Origin of the sequence: Marinobacter shunpengi (assembly GCF_045449695.1) — a bacterium.
Taxonomy (GTDB): Bacteria; Pseudomonadota; Gammaproteobacteria; order Pseudomonadales; family Oleiphilaceae; genus Marinobacter.
Map to the genome: position 1 here is coordinate 70,521 of NZ_JBJJKZ010000017.1, position 15,918 is coordinate 86,438.

Consider the following 15,918-nt stretch of genomic DNA (forward strand, 5'->3'; position numbering starts at 1 on the left):
GTGCCTTTGATACGCTCCGATCATTGATTCAGTGATCTTAATTCAGGATACGGAAGTCATACGGACATGAAAAAAGTTATATACGGCAGCATAGCCGTCCTGGTAGTTGCTTTTGCACTTTTCTTTACGCTGGGACCAACCTTCACCTTCAGTTCTTACACGGTTGAGTTTTTCCCAGACTCTCCGGCAAGGGACGCACTGGAAACGTTTTCCATTCCGGAGTCATACCATCGGTCCGGTGATATCGAGGTTACCGGTCCGGAAGGAACCCTGCCTGAAATCGCGACTCTGCGCTTCTCTGTCTCTGATGAAAGCGACCTGCTTGACATAAAATCCCACTATCAGCGCCTGTGTGAGCGCAACAACTTCCAGTTCCCTGACGACAGCCTCCAGTCCATGGATCCTGAGCTGCTGTGCGTGAAGCAGGAAGAGCGTCGATATTCGGTGATCTTCTCGCCGAGTTGTAATGACTCTGGTTGTGAAGTGCAGTTGTCCGTCAGGGCTATCTAACCCACCGTGTTCAGAAAAGGACTTTCAGAATGACCGATCGAGCCGATATAGAACCAACACAGCCGACGGGCTGGCGACGATTAAGTTACACCTATCATTGTGGGTGGGTTGACTGGGGGCATGCATTGCCGGATGGGGCCCTTGGATTATTGAACAAGCTGAAGGGACAAACGGCAGACAATGGGTTGCTCAACTCGGTAGACGTGACTTTGAATGGCAAGCCGGCTTTCGTGATCGGATATGGTCAGGAAATGGGGGCTTTGGGAATTCGGGTTTCCTCCCGACGTCACTGGGTCATCCAGAAGGGGCTCTCCCAGGCCGAACTGGAAAGTGTTGGTCTTGCCATTTACCTGAGTGCCTCCTTTGATTTCGAAAAACTCCAGGGCACTTTTCCTTTTTCCCTGGTTTCTGGCGGCAGCAGTTTCAGTACCGAGGATCTGGTCTCCAATGTGATTGGTTTCTACAGTGCCGCACGGGCTATTTCGCAGGACAGGATGCGGAGGCTGTGTGGTGAGGTGCCGGTGGACGAAAGCTACCGGATCTGGGACGAGCACACGCCAGATGGATTTTCCGGGTATCAGAACCGGACGACGACCCCAATCCTGTTTCCGACTCAATATGTTCCCGTCGGAGCAGAGAATCCCGTATTTCCTTCGGCTCTCAGTTCCATAAAGCCCGCCAGGCAGGGAGAAACCTGGGTGAGGCTTAAGAGCCGATTCCTGGATCCCGGCTTTGTGAATGGGAGGGTGCCGATAGAGGTTTTGCCGGACGGTTCTGTAAGGGTAAGGAATGGCAATGCCAGACCATCGAGAGTGACGCCTTAGGCTGGTGTTGTCCCTGAGCTTCGCCGGGCATCGATTAACACGGGCCCGGCGAATCAGGTCAGACTGGGCTGATCGATAAAATACCCGCGACGGAATTCTGGACTACCATGGAAAGGAGCCGGGCTGTGGTGATGCAGGAAGTTCACCCAAACAGCCCTTTCCATTGCCGGACCTCAGGGAACCCTGGTCATGAATAAGCTCTCCTTTTCCTTTCGATTCATCCTGGCTTTCGCCATCACCCTGATTGCCATTGCCGCCCGGGCGGAGACCGGAGATTCCTCCTCTCCGAAGGCCATACTGTTCCAGAACGTGTATGTTTTTGATGGTAAATCCGCCGAACGGCGACCGGAACCTGTCAATGTGCTCGTAGACCAGGGACAGATCCAGCGCATATCGGAGGAAGACGTTGCGCCAGCGGACGATATCCCTGTTCAGGTGATTGATGGTGATGGTCGAACGCTGATGCCTGGACTGATTGATGCCCACTGGCACTCGACACTGGTCAAGCCCACCTCTATGGAGGCACTCACATCGGACATTGCCTACATCCATCTGGTGGCCAGTAACGTGGCCGAGGCCACGCTGATGCGGGGGTTTACTTCGATACGTGATATGGGCGGTCCGTCGTTCGGGCTGCGCAGGGTCATTGAGGAAGGGTTGGTGCCGGGTCCAAGGATCTTTCCGTCCGGCGCCATGATCTCGCAGACGGGAGGTCACGGGGATTTCCGGCTGCCCCACGAAGTACCCGAACCCAATAACGCTGGCCTGAACTATGCGGATCGGGTGGGCGTTACGGCCATCGCTGACGGGGCCGATGCTGTGCTCAAGCGGGTCCGGGAACAACTGATGCAGGGGGCAACCCAGATCAAACTGATGGCCGGCGGCGGTGTATCATCCATGTATGATCCGATCGACGTCAGCCAGTATACGCCGGATGAGCTGCGGGCCGCGGTGATGGCAGCGGAGAACTGGGGTACCTATGTGGCAGTGCATGCCTATACCTCAAGGGCCGTGCAGATGGCCCTTGAGGCCGGTGTGAAGAGTATCGAACATGGTCAACTGGTGGACGAGGAAACGGTCAGGATGATGGCCCGGAAGAACGTCTGGTGGAGCCTTCAGCCCTTTATCGAAAACGAACTCGCCAACCCCCAGACCGGGCCGTCCCGGCTCAAGCAGATCATGGTGCACCAGGGCACGGACAGGGCCTTTGAGTTGGCGAAGAAGCACAAGGTGCAGGTGGCCTTCGGCACCGATATGCTGGGTACGGGTGACTATGGCGACAATCAGAATGCTCTGCTGGTGACCATGGAGCGGTGGTACACCCCGGGCGAAGCGCTGCAGATTGCCACCGGCAATAACGGTCGGCTGATCGGCCTGTCGGGGCCCCGCTATCCGTTGCCGGGACCCATTGGCGTGATCGAGGAAGGCGCTGTTGCCGACCTGTTGCTGGTGGATGGTGACCCGACCGAGGATCTGTCGCTGATCGCGGAGCCGGAGGCCAATTTCAGGATCATCATGAAAGGCGGGGTGATCTACAAGAACACCCTGGGCCCTTCAGATAGCGCCACTAACGGAGACTAGGTCCGGGCTCACAGTTCGCCATTCGACCCTGGCCACCGTCTGCAGCTTCTCCAACTGACTCTGCAACATGCCGATGGGCCGCGTGCCCTCCAGGGTGAGGGCGATATCCAGGGCGTCGCCGCTGCTTTCCATGGCCATTTTCGAGATCCGGAAGCCCCGGATACGCACTACCTGACACAGCCGTTCCAGGGCGGCGGCTTCGGGGTTCATCCGGCAGTGGATCTGGTAACTGGGTATCTCCTGTTCATGGGCGTTCATGCCACGTGCTCCTTGTTGGGTGTCCGGTTGCGATGGGGTTCGTCGATGATGTCGGTGTTGCTGGCGCCGGGTCTGACGATGGGCCAGACATTCTCCTCCCGGGCGATGGCTACGTGCAGCAGCATCGGACCCTGGTAGGCCAGCAGGGTTTCGATGCCCCGGCGGATCTGGTCGGTGCGGTTGATGTGCAGGGCGTGGATGTCGAACGCCTTGGCCATGGTGAGGAAGTCCGGGTTGTCGTCCAGGTTGATCTGGCTTTCCCGGTTGTCGTAGAACAACTCCTGCTGCTGGCGGACCATGCCCAGGCACTGGTTATCCAGGATGATCAGTTTTACCGGCAGGTTGTAGCGGCGGATGGTGGCCAGTTCCTGGGCGTTCATCATGAAGGAGCCGTCGCCGGTGACATTGATAACTGTGCTGTCGCGGTCCGCGAACTGGGCGCCGATGGCCGCCGGCAGGCCGAAGCCCATGGTGCCCAGGCCGCCGCTGGTGAGGTGGTGGCGGGGGCTGGCAAAGCGGTAGTGCTGGGCCACCCACATCTGGTGCTGGCCTACATCGCAGGCAATCACCGTATCGCCCGGGGTGATCCGGGACAACTGGCGGATAAACGCGGGGCCGTTGATCGGCGCATAGGGATCCTCGTTGTCCGCCGCATGGAAACCACCGGTGGTGTGCCAGGTGCGGCACCGGGTTTGCCACTCCCCGATCACCAGGGGATGTTTCCGCAGGTCGTCGGTAAGGTCATCCAGGATGGTGCCCAGCTCTCCCCTCAATGCTATGTCCGCCGGGCGCAGCTTGTTCAGTTCCGCCGCGTCGGCGTCGATATGGATCATGCGGGCATTGGGGGCGAAGCCGTCCAGCCTGCCGGTGGCGCGGTCGTCCAGGCGGGCGCCGATGACCAGCAGCAGGTCACACTCCTCCACCGCCCGGTTGGCGGCCCGGGAGCCGTGCATGCCGAGCATGCCCAGATCCGCCGGGTGGTTGGGCCCGGTGTTGCCGAGACCCTTGAGGGTAGTGACGGCGGGCATGCCGGAGGCTTCTGCAAAGGCCCGGAAGGCACTCTCCGCGTTGGCCAGGGAGACGCCACCGCCACTGTAGATCAGGGGCTTGCGGGCGCTTCGCAGCATGGTCAGGGCATCGCCGAGGTCCACCGGTGATTCCGGCACCGGCACTGGCTCCGCAATGGCCGGCGCATTGATGTCGGCCAACTGGATATCCTTGGGGATGTCGATCCATACCGGGCCGGGCCGTCCGCTTTGGGCCAGTTCGAAGGCCTCTTCCATGATGCCCGGCAGATCCCCCGCCCGTTCCACCAGGTAGCTGTGTTTGACGATACCCAGCGTCATGCCGAGCATGTCGGTCTCCTGGAAGGCGTCGGTGCCGATCAGGGCGGTGGGCACCTGGCCGGTGATGACCAGCATGGGTACGGAGTCCCGGTGGGCATTGGCCACGCCGGTGATCAGGTTGGTGGCGCCGGGGCCAGAGGTGGCGATGCAGACGCCAACCTTGCCGCTGGCCCGGGCATAGCCGTCGGCGGCCAGGGCACAGGCCTGTTCATGGCGGCACAGCACATGCTCCACACCCACGTCGTCCACCAGGGCATCGTAGAGCGGCATGATGCAGCCGCCGGGGTAGCCGAATACGGTGTCGGTGTGGTGGCGGCGGAACGCCTCCAGGATGTGTTGTGCGCCGGTCATGGTGTTCTTCCTTTGATTTTCCTGGTGCAAAAAAAAGCCCCCGGGACCTTTCGGTGCCGGGGGCTTCTGGTGTCTCTTCGGTCTGTCAGTCAGTCAACCGTCTGTCCACGCAAAAGCCCCCGGATGGCACCACGACCACCAGGACTAGCTTCACGATGACAATAACGGCGTTCAGGTTCATTGCGCTCGGATTCGTTGGCTGACTGAAAATTCTGGTTAAACAGTAACCCGATTGCCGACAATCGCGCAACCGTCGATATCGGGTTTTTTTGAACGATGGTCCGTTTTATCTGGATTTGGACCCGTGTGAGACCACCGGATCAGGTCTTGACGCTGTCCAGTATCGGGCCCAGGTAGGGCTTGTGAGTATCGATTTCCTCTCGCGTCAGTCCATTGATTTCATAGGGAAAGACCAGCCAGTCCCCGGTCTGGTGCAGGCTGTAGTCCGGGGCAATGCCGGCCTTGGCGGCCCCGGGACGTTGATAGAGGGTGGCGACACGGGTGTCGGCGGGCATGTTGCGCTTGAGCTGGCGGTTCAACCGGTTGAGCACCGCGGCAACGCTGTAGCCGGTGCTGAAGACGTCGTCCACGATCAGCAACCGGTCGTCGTGATTGAGGTTGTCCAGCAGGTAGTGGGTGCCGTGCACGCGTATGTTCTGTTCCGGGGCCGACACCATTTCATCGTAGGCCTGCATGCCCCGGTAGGAGGTACGCAGGGCGATGTGGTCCGTGGCCACGCCCAGGGTTTGCAGGCATTCCTGCACGTAGATGCCGATGGCACTGCCGCCCCGCCATAGCCCAACGATGAAATTGGGCCGGAACCCGCTCTCGTAGACCTGGACGCCGAGGCGGAAGGCGTCCTCGATCAGGGCCTCTTCGTCAAGGAAGCGGCGGGAACGGCTGGCTTTGGGGGGGACGGAACTGATTTTCATCGGGATCTGCCTGTAACCCGGAGTGCGGTATTTGAGACTGTCCGGGGATGGTGGGATGATGACCGCTTACCCCCAGACATTAAGAGACTCATGGCTGCGAAACAATACCTTACTGCCCAGGGCCTGCTGGAAGACGCCTTCAGGCTGGGGGCGCAGATCCTCAATTCCGGGTTTCGCCCCACGTTCATGATCGCGGTCTGGCGGGGCGGTGCCCCGGTCGGCATCGCGGTGCAGGAGTTCCTCGACTACCACGGCCTGCATACGGATCACATCGCCGTGCGCACCTCGTCCTATGGGGCGGGCATTGACCAGCAGAGCAGGGAAGTTCGGGTACACGGCCTGAACTACCTGGTCAAACACGTCACCCATGAGGATTCGTTGCTGATCGTGGACGATGTGTTTGACACGGGGCGTTCGGTGCAGGCCATCATTGATGAACTGGGCAAGCGGGCCCGCCTCAATACCCCGGAGGACATCCGCGTGGCGGTGCCCTACTACAAACCGGGCCGTAACGAGGTGGGCTGGGCGCCGCAGTACTATATCCATGAGACGGAAGCCTGGCTCAAGTACCCACATTCCCTGGAGGGGCTGACCGCCGGGGAGATCCGGGACAACCGACCGGCACTGTATGAGATCCTGGCGCCCCATCTTCCGGATACCCGAAACCCCTGAACATTCGACAGACACAGAAGGACTGCCATGTACATTGCCATGAACCGATTCCGCATCGCCCCCGGCAAGGAAGAGGACTTCATCGAGATCTGGCGTAACCGCGACTCCCACCTGGAGGGCGTATCCGGATTCCGGGAATTCCACCTTCTGCAGGGCCCCAGTCACGAGGACCACACCCTGTTCACCTCCCACAGCGTGTGGGATTCCGAGGAAGCCTTCGTCAACTGGACGAAATCCGAGGCCTTCCGGAAGGCCCATGCCAACGCCAGTCCCTCGAAGGACATCTATCTGGGGCCACCCCAGTTCGAGGGATTCAAGGCGGTGCTCTGACATTCCCATAGACGCCACTGAAAAGGCCTGAGTGACCACACAGGCCTTTTTTATCCTTGTAAGTTAATCAAATGATTAATATGATTTTGATCAAATGATTAATCGGGTGAAAGGATAGCTATGATCATGCAGTCAGCTTCGCGGGACCGGAACGTCCTGATAGCGATGATGGTGTTTCTGGCGGGAGCACTGACCGGGTGCCTGCCGTCGGAACCACCAGTCACGCAGTCGAAGACGTCACGAGTGGTGGACACGGCCCGGGTGATCCCCGCCAACGGCCCGGAGCAGGTCACCCTGTCAGGTCAGGTGAAGGCCAGTGAGCACACCCGGTTGAGTTTCGAGGTGAGTGGCGAGGTCCGGTCCGTATCGGTGGATGTGGGTGACACCGTGGCCGCCGGGGAGGTGCTGACCACCCTGGACAGGGCCCGCTACCAGCTTGCCCACGACCAGACCCTGGCATCGGAGCGGGAGGCTGCGGCTGCCCTGCAGGAAGCACGGCTGGACCACCGGCGGCAGTCGGACCTGGCGGACCGGGGCTTTGGTAGTGCGTCCCAGCTGGACAGTGCCCGGGCCGCACTGGAAACCGCCCGTTATCGCCATGAGGCAGCAGTGGCCTCCCGGCGTATTGCCGAGCGGGACCTGGCGCAGACGCAACTGAAGGCACCCTTCGAGGGCACTGTGGGTCAGCGCATGGTGGAGCCGGCGGAGCGGGTATCCGCCGGCCAGGCGGTGCTGGCGGTGATTTCCGACCGGGAAGGTTATGAGGTGGACACCAGCGTGCCGGAGACCCTGGTCAGCCGGCTGTCGGCCCGCTCCGAGCAGGCGGTGAGTATCCCCGCCCTGGGCGTGGAGCGGATGCCGGCCCGCGTCCACCAGATCGGTTCAGAACCCCGTTCCGCCAACAACTACCCGGTGACCCTGACCCTGGGAGACACCCTGCCGGGGCTGCGCTCCGGTATGACTGCCCAGGTGCACCTGTCCATGGATCAGGTCGATGGCGGGCACGCCCTGGACACGTTCCGGCTTCCCCTGACCAGTCTGGTCCACGATGGCCCCCAACAGGCCCATGTGCTGCGGATCGGCCCCGAGGAGCGGTTGCAGCGGGTGGATGTGCTGGTCATCGACACGGCGGGCAACCAGGCCGTGGTGACCGGGCCGCTGGCCAGTGGCGAGAGGATTGTCGCCCGGGGACCGGAATTCGTAACCGAGGGGCAGCAGGTGAGCCTGCTGGGCGATGGCCCCGAGCGGTTCCACTGAGGTGTCCATGAACCTGTCCCAGTTTGCCTTCCGCTACCGTCCCGTTGTCCTGCTGACCACCATCCTGGCCCTGGCCTACGGGGCTTTCAGCTACTTCTCGCTGCCCACCCGGGAGGATCCGGAGATCCTGGTGCGGGAGGCGGTGCTCACCACCGAATATCCGGGGCTGTCCGCCGAGGAGGTGGAGGAGACTATCACCAAGCCCCTGGAGGCCAGTGTGCGCAAGGTGGGGGAGGTGGAAGAGATCCGCTCCACCTCCATGCGGGGCCGCTCCATCATCCATGTGGTGATCCACGACCGTTACTTCGACCTGGACCAGATCTGGGACGAGGTGCGGGAGCGCGTCGACGCGGCCCGTCCGGAATTACCCGAGGGGGCCGGCGAACCCAACCTGAACGATGATTTCGGCGATGTGGCGGTGGTCACCGCCGCGCTGACCTCCCGTGACTTCTCCCAGGCTGAACAGCTCCAGATGGCGGAGCACATCCGGGCCGAGCTGTACGGCATCGAGGGCATCCGCAAGGTCGAGCTGATCGGTGTGCAGCCGGAGCGCATCTTCGTGGAGCTGCCGGTGGAGCGCATGGCCGAGCTGGGACTGTCTCCTCAGGCCCTGGCGGACCAGTTGGAGAAGCAGAACATCCTGCCCCCGGGCGGTGTGATCGAATCCGGTGAACAGCGGTTCGCGTTGCAGGTCAGCGGTGGCTTCCACAGCCTGGAGGCCCTGCGCCAGGCGGAAATCCAGTTGCCGGAAGGCGGTACCCTGCGGTTGCAGGACCTGGGGGAGGTGAGCCATGGCTACGTGGACCCGGTGCAGCGGCCGGCCTACTTCAATGGTGAGCGGGCCATCGTGCTGGCGGTGTCCATGCTGGAGGGCCACAGCGTGCTGGACTTTGGTCACGCAGTGAAGGACGCCATCGAAGCCATCCGGCCCACCCTGCCGGCGGGCTATAACCTGGACATCATGACCTTCCAGGCGGAGCAGGTGGCCAATGCGGTCTACGGTGTCACCGCCAGTATGCTGCAGACCCTGGCCATCGTGCTGGCCGTGGTGGTGCTGTTCCTGGGGGTGCGAACCGGCCTGATCGTAGGGTCGATTATTCCCGGGGTCATGCTGGTCACCCTGGCGGTGATGGGCCTGACGGAGATGACCCTGGAGCGCATGAGCCTGGCCACCCTGGTCATTGCCCTGGGGCTGCTGGTGGACAACGCCATCGTGGTGGCGGAAGACTTCAAGACCCGCCTGGAGGCCGGCGCCAGCCGCAACCAGGCGTTGCAGCAGACCGGTAGTGAGCTGGCCATGCCGCTGCTGTCCTCCAGCCTGACCACCATCCTGGTGTTCCTGCCGCTGATGCTGGCGGAGCATGTGGCCGGTGAGTACACCCGGTCCATCTCCATTGTGGTGGCCATTACCCTGCTGGCGTCCTGGCTGCTGTCCATGACGGTGACGCCGATCCTGTGTCATCGCTTCCTGAAAGCGCCGGTGCGTTCTGCGGGCGAGACCGGGGACACACCGCCGGAAGCCACCCTGTCGGACCGACTGTTTGGTCGCATGGCTGCCGTTTATGAGCGGCTCCTGCGGACGATCCTGCACTACCGCAAGACCTTCCTGCTGCTGATGGTGGTGGCCTTCGCCGCCGGCGTGGGACTGATGCAGGTCGTGCCGAAAAAGTTCTTCCCGGATTCCGACCGCAGTCAGGTGCTGGTGTACGTGGATTTTCCCTCCGATATTGCGCCCAGCGTGGCGGACGACGGGATTCGACGGATCAGCGACCTGTTGTCCGGGGATGACAATCCCCATGTGGAAAGCGTCGCCGCCTACCTGGGCTTTGGCGGACCCCGTTTCGTGCTGTCGCTGACTCCCATCGATCCGGCGCCCAACAAGGGCTTCCTGGTCCTGAACGTGAGCGACGCCAGGCACATGGACGGCGTGCTGGACAACACCCGCAGGCTGCTGGCCACCCGCCATCCGTCCGTGTCCGCCCAGGTCACCCGCATGTTCCTGGGCCCTTCGGACAGCAACCTGCTGGAGGTCCAGGTGACAGGGCCGGACCGGGAGATGCTGTTCGAGTCGGCGGCGAAGGTGGAACGCATCCTCGCGGACCTGCCCGGTACGCGGGATGTGCGCCAGAGCTGGGAGGCGCGGATCCCGTCGCTGCATATCGAGGTGGACCAGGCCCGGGCCCGCCGTGCCGGGGTCAGCTCCGCCGATATTGCCCGTTCGCTGCAAGGTGCCATCGACGGTTACCGCATCACCGATTTCCGGGAGGGGGACCGCCATATCCCGGTGATGCTCCGTTACCAGGAGGAAGGCCGGGAAAGTCTGGAACGGCTGCGTTCCCTGACGGTCTATCCGCTGGAAACGCCAGGGGCGGGCGTGACCCTGAACCAGGTGGCGGATATCTCCCTGGGCAACGGTTACTATCGTATCGACCGGGTGGACCTGAAACGGTCGATTACGGTGGAAGCCCGTAACAGCGGCTATACAGCGGAGGAGATGGTGCCCCGGGTGGAACCGGCCCTGAGGGAGCTGGAGGCCGGTCTGCCACCGGGTTACGCGGTGGCGTTTGACGGTGTGGTGAAGCAGTCCGCCGAGGGGCGCGCCGCGTTGCAGGCCAACCTGCCCCTGTGCCTGGGTATCGTGATGGTGCTGCTGGTGGCCCAGTTCAATTCCTTCAAACGGCCCCTGCTGATCGTGGCGACGATTCCCCTGGTGATCCTGGGCGTGGCCGTGGGCCTGCTGGTGCTGCGGGCCAACTTCGGGTTCATGGTGTTGCTGGGCCTGTACAGTCTGGCGGGGATCATCATCAATAACGCCATCGTGCTGATTGACCGCATTGACCTGAACCGGCAGGAAGAGCCGGCGCTGCCGATAACCGAGGCGGTGGTGGCGGCCTCCGTGCGCCGGCTGCGGCCCATATTGATGGCCACCATCACCACTATCCTCGGGTTCCTGCCGTTGATCGTGGGCCATGACCCGCTATTCTACGGCATGGCCAGTGCCATGGCCTTTGGGCTGGCCCTGGGTACGGTGATGAGTCTGGGCGTGGTGCCGGTGCTGTACACGTATTTCTTCGGCCGGGAATCCGGCACACTGGAGCCCGCCAGCGTTGACGGAAAGGAGTGAGTGGATTGAACAGTCCGGTGAATGCCGATAACCAGACGGCGGAAAACCTGATCCTGGCGGGTATCGACCTGTTTGGTGAACATGGTTTCAGCGGTACCACCACCCGCATGATTGCCACGGCAGCGGGCGCCAACATTGGCTCCATTGCCTACTACTTCGGCAACAAGCATGGGCTTTACCTGGCGGCGGCCCGTCACATCTCCACCCGGTTGCGGGAAGACCTGCAGCTGGGGGAGATGGGTATTACCTACGACCACGCCCAGACCCTGGGGGAGGACAGTGCCCGTCGGCTGCTGGAACAACTGATGGGGCGCATGGTGCACCTGTTCATGGAGAGGCCGGAGGCCCGCCGCTGGCTGATGCTGGTGATGCGGGAGCAGGCCAACCCCTCCGAAGCCTTCGATATCCTTTACCGGGATGCCTTCGAGAAGGCCCATGTCGCTGTCACTACCCTGGTGAGCGTGCTGATGAAACGCCCGGCCAGTGATCAGCAGGTCATCCTGGAGGCGCACACCCTGGTCGGTCAGGTGGTGTTCTTTCTGGTAGGGCGCACTCCATTGCTGAGACGGCTTGGCGCCGGTGAGCAATTTGACCCGGAAACCATCGCCCTGGCGGAGGCGGTGGTGGTGTCCCATGTGCGGCGCATGACCCGTACATAGGCTCTATTGCCAGACTGTCACTTGGTGCCCCGTCACCCACCTGTTAGCGTTAACTGTAACGTGATCTGTGTCACATCACGTCCGGCAATGTCCGCCGCTTCGGCCCGCGGACATGCACGCAGGAGTCAACGGAATACAGGAGTTCAATCATGATGCACACACGTTTGGTTCGGGCAATGGGGCTTTCCCTGGTCGCTGGTTCCTTGGCTTTCAGCCTCTCGGCGCACGCCGCCCAGGGACTATACTCTGCGGATGATCTGATGGACGCGGAGGTTTATGACAGCAGTGGCGAAGAAGTCGGTGAGGTTGAGGATATCCTCATGGACGACGGTATGTCGGTCCATGCGCTGGTGATCAAGACCGGCGATGTACTGGGGCTGGGTGGCCGTGACGTTGTTGCCGAGCGCGGTACCTTCACCGTGAGCATGGAACCGGACAACGACGGCGACGAGTTTGATGACAAGGACTACAGGGTTCAGCTGGAAGGAACCCAGGATGATATCAAGGCGCTGCCAGCCTATGACGCAAGCTGGTGGAACCAGACCAGCCAGGGGCTGCAGCAGGCCTGGGAGAACACCAAGGACATCAGCGAAAGTGCCTGGGAGAATACCAAGCAGGCCACCTCCTCCGCCTGGTACAACATCAAGGAAGGGGCCAGGAACGTCGGCGACGAGATCGAGGACGCCACCAACTGATCCCCCAGTCAGGAAGCGCCCCCACGAGGCGCTTCCTGCTGTTCTCACCCCATGTTTTCACATTGATACCCGCCTAAAGTCTAAGGGCGTTGGGTAGCTGTCCGGCGTTGGCTGGTCTAGATTTATCGGGATAACAACACCCGAACGTCACCGACCAGACCAACAATAAGGACATTCCCATGCGAAAGCGCTCATTCCTGAAGCTTACCTCCAGCCTGCTCCTTTCGGCGTCTCTTGGCGTCTCGATGACGGCCCATGCCGAAGGTCAGTACATCATGGGTACGGCCACCACCGGCGGCACCTATTATCCGGTAGGGGTCGCCATCTCGACCCTGATCAAGGTAAAACTCGAACCCACCGAGAACATCTCCGTCTCCGCCATCAGCTCCGCCGGCTCCGGCGAAAACCTCAAGCTGATGGACGAGGACCAGGCCCAGTTCGGCATCCTGCAGGGGCTGTACGGCGCCTGGGCGTGGGATGGCAGCGGCCCGGTGCCCAAGGCCTACAAGAACATGCGCTCGGTCTCCATGCTGTGGCAGAACGTGGAGCATTTCGTGATCCGCAGTGAAATGGCCGATTCCGGCACCATTTCCGACATGGAAAACCTCTACGGCGAAACCTTCTCCATTGGTGCCCGCAACTCCGGCACCGAGGGTTCCGGCCGGTTCATCCTCGGCAATGTGGGCATCGACCTGGAACAGATGGAGATGGCCTACATGGGCTATGGTCCCAGCGCCGATGCCCTGCAGAACGGCAATATCGACGGCATGAACATTCCCGCCGGTGTGCCGGCCTCGGCGGTGACCCGGGCCTACGCCAACATGGGGGATGACATTGTCACCCTCAATTTCACCGAGGAGCAGCTGGCGGAAGTGAACAGCAACTTCGATCTCTGGTCCGCCTACGAGATCCCCGCCGGCACCTATCCCAACCAGGACGAAGTGATCAATACCATTGCCCAGCCCAACATCCTGGCGGTGCGGGACGATGTGTCCGAAGAGGACGTCTACCAGATCACCAAGACCATCTACGAGAACCTGCCGTTCCTCAACAACATCCATGCCGCCACCAAGGCCATGGCCCTGGAGAAAGCGATTGTGGGTCTGCCCATGCCGCTGCACCCGGGCGCCCAGCGCTACTACGAGGAACAGGGCATCGAGATCCCGGACCGCCTGAAGGCCGAATAAGCCTGCGGGCCGTGACAGGACATCGTGTGTGACAGAACCGCGTAGTGACGACGCCGGGGTCGATGCCCGGCTGGAAAAGATCCGCGAGGAAAGCCCGAAAGAGGCCCCGGAACGCCTGGAACACCCGGTCATTGGCCGGGTGATCTTTGTGCTGGCCATCGGTATTGCCCTGGTCCACCTGTGGTTCAATACCTTCTCCACCCTGTCGGAGCTGTGGACTTCGGCGCTGCACTTCGGCCTGTTTGGCCTGCTCTGTGCCCTGGCCATGCCGCTGATCCGCAGTGAGCGGGCCGGTGTCCAGCGGGCCGTGTTCTGGGTGGACCTGGTGCTCGGGCTGGCTGCCCTTGGCTGCGCCCTGTACCTGATGGGTTTCGAGGATGCCCTCTATGACCGGGGTGTGGTGTTCTCCACTGCGGACTGGGTGGTCTCTATCGTCGCGGTGGTCCTGGTGCTGGAGTTTGCCCGGCGCACCACCGGCTGGTTCATTCCCTGCCTGTGCATTGTTGCACTCACCTATGTGGCCTGGTGGGGGCAGTACGTGGAAGGCATTTTCAATTTCCCGGGGCTGACCTGGGAAACGGTGCTCTACCGTTCGTACATCGGCGGGCAGGGCATGCTGGGCTCCATCGCCCGCATCTCCTGGACCTACGTGTTCATGTTCATCCTGTTCGGTGCCTTCCTGGTGAAGTCCGGCGCCGGGGATTTTATTATCGACCTGGCCCGCTGCGCCGCTGGCCGCTTCGTGGGCGGGCCCGGGTTCGTGGCGGTGTTCTCCTCCGGACTGATGGGGTCGGTGTCCGGCTCCAGCGTGGCCAATACCGTGTCCACCGGCGTCATTACCATCCCGCTGATGCGCAAGGCCGGGTTCCCGGCACGCTTCGCTGGCGGCGTGGAGGCAGCGGCTTCCACCGGGGGCCAGTTGATGCCTCCGGTGATGGGGGCAGGGGCCTTTATCATGGCCTCCTATACCCAGGTGTCCTACCTCACCATCATTGGCGTTGCCGCCCTGCCGGCGCTGCTTTATTTCCTCTCCGTCGCCATGTTCGTGCGCATTGAGGCCAAGCGCAGCCATGCCGTCAAACTCGAGGACGAAGAGGCGGAGACTTTCGGTCAGGTACTCAAGGGCGGCTGGCACTACCTGCTGCCGCTGGTGGTGCTGGTGGCATCGCTGATCTACGGCTTTACGCCCACCTATGCGGCGGGCATTGCCATTGTATCCGTGGTGGTGGCGTCCTGGATTGCCCGCAAGCCGATGACCTTACGGGATATCCTCGACGCCCTGGCCCAGGGCACCCGCAATATCATGACCACGGCGATCCTGCTGATTACCGTTGGCCTGATTGTGATGGTGATCTCCACCACCGGTATCGGCAATACTTTCTCGCTGATGATCACCGAATGGGCCGGGGGCAGCCTGCTGGTAACCATTGTGCTGGTGGCGCTGGCGTCCCTGATCCTGGGCATGGGGCTGCCGGTTACCGCCGCGTACATTGTGCTGGCGACCCTGTCCGCCCCCGCCATCTACCAGTTGATTGCCCAGGCCCAACTCATTGACCTGATGGCCAGCGGTAACCTGCCGGAGCAGGCCCGGGCGATCTTCATGCTGACCTCGCCGGAGGCGACGGAATTGCTAAGCGCCCCCATGGAACGGGCCCAGGCAGTGGCTATGCTGGCGGAGGTGCCGGAGAACTTCACCAGCCAGTTACTGGAACAGGCGCTGTCCCCCCATGCCCTGACCATGGCGCTGGTGGCGGCCCATATGATCATCTTCTGGCTGTCCCAGGATTCCAACGTCACCCCGCCGGTGTGCCTGACTGCCTTCGCCGCGGCGGCCATTGCCGGTACGCCCGCCATGCGCACGGGCCTCACTGCCTGGAAGGTGGCCAAGGGCCTGTACATTGTGCCGCTGCTGTTTGCCTATTCGCCGCTGATTTCCGGTACTCCCCTGGAAATGCTCAAGGTGTTCACGTTTGCCCTGTTTGGTATCTATGCCATTATTGCGGGCCTGGAAGGATATCTGGAACATCCCCTGCGGTGGTGGCTGCGGGTGCTGATGTTCCCTGTCGGAGCACTGATGCTATGGCCCCACGGCATGATCTGGATCGACCTGGCTGGACTGGTGGTGTTTGTCGCCCTGCTGGCGTGGAGTGTCCGCCGTTCCCACGGTACCGGTGTGACCGCGACCGCCTGAG

14 protein-coding genes are annotated in these 15,918 nt (G+C 61.9%); 11 read left to right on the forward strand and 3 right to left on the reverse strand.

Annotated elements, in window-relative coordinates:
* The first annotated feature begins 66 nt into the window (after window positions 1–66).
* The 3 genes from ACJO2E_RS15560 to ACJO2E_RS15570 all read left to right on the forward strand — a co-directional run bounded on the left by ACJO2E_RS15560 (window position 67) and on the right by ACJO2E_RS15570 (window position 2,915).
* Window positions 67–510 (forward strand): hypothetical protein, encoded by a 444-nt coding sequence (locus tag ACJO2E_RS15560; RefSeq protein ID WP_406965020.1) that lies wholly within the window; start codon window positions 67–69, stop codon window positions 508–510.
* A gap of 29 nt (window positions 511–539) precedes the next feature.
* Entirely contained in the window at window positions 540–1,334 is a 795-nt protein-coding gene (locus ACJO2E_RS15565) for a hypothetical protein (protein WP_406965021.1), read from the forward strand.
* Between the two features lie 189 nt (window positions 1,335–1,523).
* Window positions 1,524–2,915: a metal-dependent hydrolase family protein gene (locus ACJO2E_RS15570; protein ID WP_406965022.1), complete on the forward strand. Its 1,392-nt coding sequence runs from the start codon at window positions 1,524–1,526 to the stop codon at window positions 2,913–2,915.
* Here ACJO2E_RS15570 and ACJO2E_RS15575 read toward each other — a convergent pair.
* From ACJO2E_RS15575 to ACJO2E_RS15585, 3 genes are all read right to left on the reverse strand, one after another.
* Window positions 2,889–3,173, reverse strand: coding sequence for an ACT domain-containing protein (locus tag ACJO2E_RS15575; RefSeq protein WP_406965023.1), 285 nt, complete (start codon window positions 3,171–3,173; stop codon window positions 2,889–2,891). The two genes, ACJO2E_RS15570 and ACJO2E_RS15575, sit on opposite strands and share 27 nt — an antisense overlap.
* Entirely contained in the window at window positions 3,170–4,870 is a 1,701-nt protein-coding gene (ilvG, locus tag ACJO2E_RS15580) for an acetolactate synthase 2 catalytic subunit (RefSeq protein ID WP_406965025.1), read from the reverse strand. Before ilvG ends, ACJO2E_RS15575 begins: the two co-directional genes overlap by 4 nt.
* A gap of 320 nt (window positions 4,871–5,190) precedes the next feature.
* On the reverse strand, window positions 5,191–5,802 hold the full coding sequence (locus ACJO2E_RS15585) for a phosphoribosyltransferase (RefSeq protein WP_406965026.1): 612 nt from the start codon (window positions 5,800–5,802) through the stop codon (window positions 5,191–5,193).
* 90 nt (window positions 5,803–5,892) lie between these two features.
* Here ACJO2E_RS15585 and ACJO2E_RS15590 point away from each other — a divergent pair, with 90 nt between their 5' ends.
* The 8 genes from ACJO2E_RS15590 to ACJO2E_RS15625 all read left to right on the forward strand — a co-directional run bounded on the left by ACJO2E_RS15590 (window position 5,893) and on the right by ACJO2E_RS15625 (window position 15,917).
* Window positions 5,893–6,474 (forward strand): phosphoribosyltransferase, encoded by a 582-nt coding sequence (locus ACJO2E_RS15590; protein WP_406965027.1) that lies wholly within the window; start codon window positions 5,893–5,895, stop codon window positions 6,472–6,474.
* A gap of 27 nt (window positions 6,475–6,501) precedes the next feature.
* Window positions 6,502–6,804: a heme-degrading protein HmuQ gene (gene hmuQ, locus ACJO2E_RS15595; RefSeq protein ID WP_406965028.1), complete on the forward strand. Its 303-nt coding sequence runs from the start codon at window positions 6,502–6,504 to the stop codon at window positions 6,802–6,804.
* Between the two features lie 126 nt (window positions 6,805–6,930).
* A complete protein-coding gene (locus tag ACJO2E_RS15600) occupies window positions 6,931–8,061 on the forward strand; it encodes an efflux RND transporter periplasmic adaptor subunit (RefSeq protein WP_406965030.1) in 1,131 nt (376 codons plus the stop codon).
* Between the two features lie 7 nt (window positions 8,062–8,068).
* A complete protein-coding gene (locus tag ACJO2E_RS15605; protein ID WP_406965031.1) occupies window positions 8,069–11,185 on the forward strand; it encodes an efflux RND transporter permease subunit in 3,117 nt (1,038 codons plus the stop codon).
* A complete protein-coding gene (locus ACJO2E_RS15610) occupies window positions 11,182–11,844 on the forward strand; it encodes a CerR family C-terminal domain-containing protein (protein WP_406965033.1) in 663 nt (220 codons plus the stop codon). The genes ACJO2E_RS15605 and ACJO2E_RS15610 overlap by 4 nt, the downstream gene beginning before the upstream one ends.
* Window positions 11,845–12,020: 176 nt before the next feature.
* Window positions 12,021–12,539, forward strand: coding sequence for a PRC-barrel domain-containing protein (locus tag ACJO2E_RS15615; protein ID WP_406965289.1), 519 nt, complete (start codon window positions 12,021–12,023; stop codon window positions 12,537–12,539).
* A 179-nt stretch (window positions 12,540–12,718) separates the two neighbouring features.
* Complete coding sequence (locus ACJO2E_RS15620; protein ID WP_406965035.1) at window positions 12,719–13,726, forward strand: TAXI family TRAP transporter solute-binding subunit; 1,008 nt, start codon at window positions 12,719–12,721, stop codon at window positions 13,724–13,726.
* Between the two features lie 28 nt (window positions 13,727–13,754).
* Window positions 13,755–15,917 carry a TRAP transporter permease gene (locus tag ACJO2E_RS15625; protein WP_406965037.1) on the forward strand — a complete coding sequence of 721 codons (2,163 nt, stop codon included), beginning with the start codon at window positions 13,755–13,757 and terminating at the stop codon, window positions 15,915–15,917.
* Window position 15,918 lies beyond the last annotated feature (1 nt).

Coding starts and splice junctions, on each gene's coding strand:
- ACJO2E_RS15560 (WP_406965020.1), top strand. CDS start 67: ATGAAAAAAGTTATATACGGCAGCATAGCCGTCCTGGTAGTTGCTTTT.
- ACJO2E_RS15565 (WP_406965021.1), top strand. CDS start 540: ATGACCGATCGAGCCGATATAGAACCAACACAGCCGACGGGCTGGCGA.
- ACJO2E_RS15570 (WP_406965022.1), top strand. CDS start 1,524: ATGAATAAGCTCTCCTTTTCCTTTCGATTCATCCTGGCTTTCGCCATC.
- ACJO2E_RS15575 (WP_406965023.1), bottom strand. CDS start 3,173: ATGAACGCCCATGAACAGGAGATACCCAGTTACCAGATCCACTGCCGG.
- ilvG (WP_406965025.1), bottom strand. CDS start 4,870: ATGACCGGCGCACAACACATCCTGGAGGCGTTCCGCCGCCACCACACC.
- ACJO2E_RS15585 (WP_406965026.1), bottom strand. CDS start 5,802: ATGAAAATCAGTTCCGTCCCCCCCAAAGCCAGCCGTTCCCGCCGCTTC.
- ACJO2E_RS15590 (WP_406965027.1), top strand. CDS start 5,893: ATGGCTGCGAAACAATACCTTACTGCCCAGGGCCTGCTGGAAGACGCC.
- hmuQ (WP_406965028.1), top strand. CDS start 6,502: ATGTACATTGCCATGAACCGATTCCGCATCGCCCCCGGCAAGGAAGAG.
- ACJO2E_RS15600 (WP_406965030.1), top strand. CDS start 6,931: ATGCAGTCAGCTTCGCGGGACCGGAACGTCCTGATAGCGATGATGGTG.
- ACJO2E_RS15605 (WP_406965031.1), top strand. CDS start 8,069: ATGAACCTGTCCCAGTTTGCCTTCCGCTACCGTCCCGTTGTCCTGCTG.
- ACJO2E_RS15615 (WP_406965289.1), top strand. CDS start 12,021: ATGGGGCTTTCCCTGGTCGCTGGTTCCTTGGCTTTCAGCCTCTCGGCG.
- ACJO2E_RS15620 (WP_406965035.1), top strand. CDS start 12,719: ATGCGAAAGCGCTCATTCCTGAAGCTTACCTCCAGCCTGCTCCTTTCG.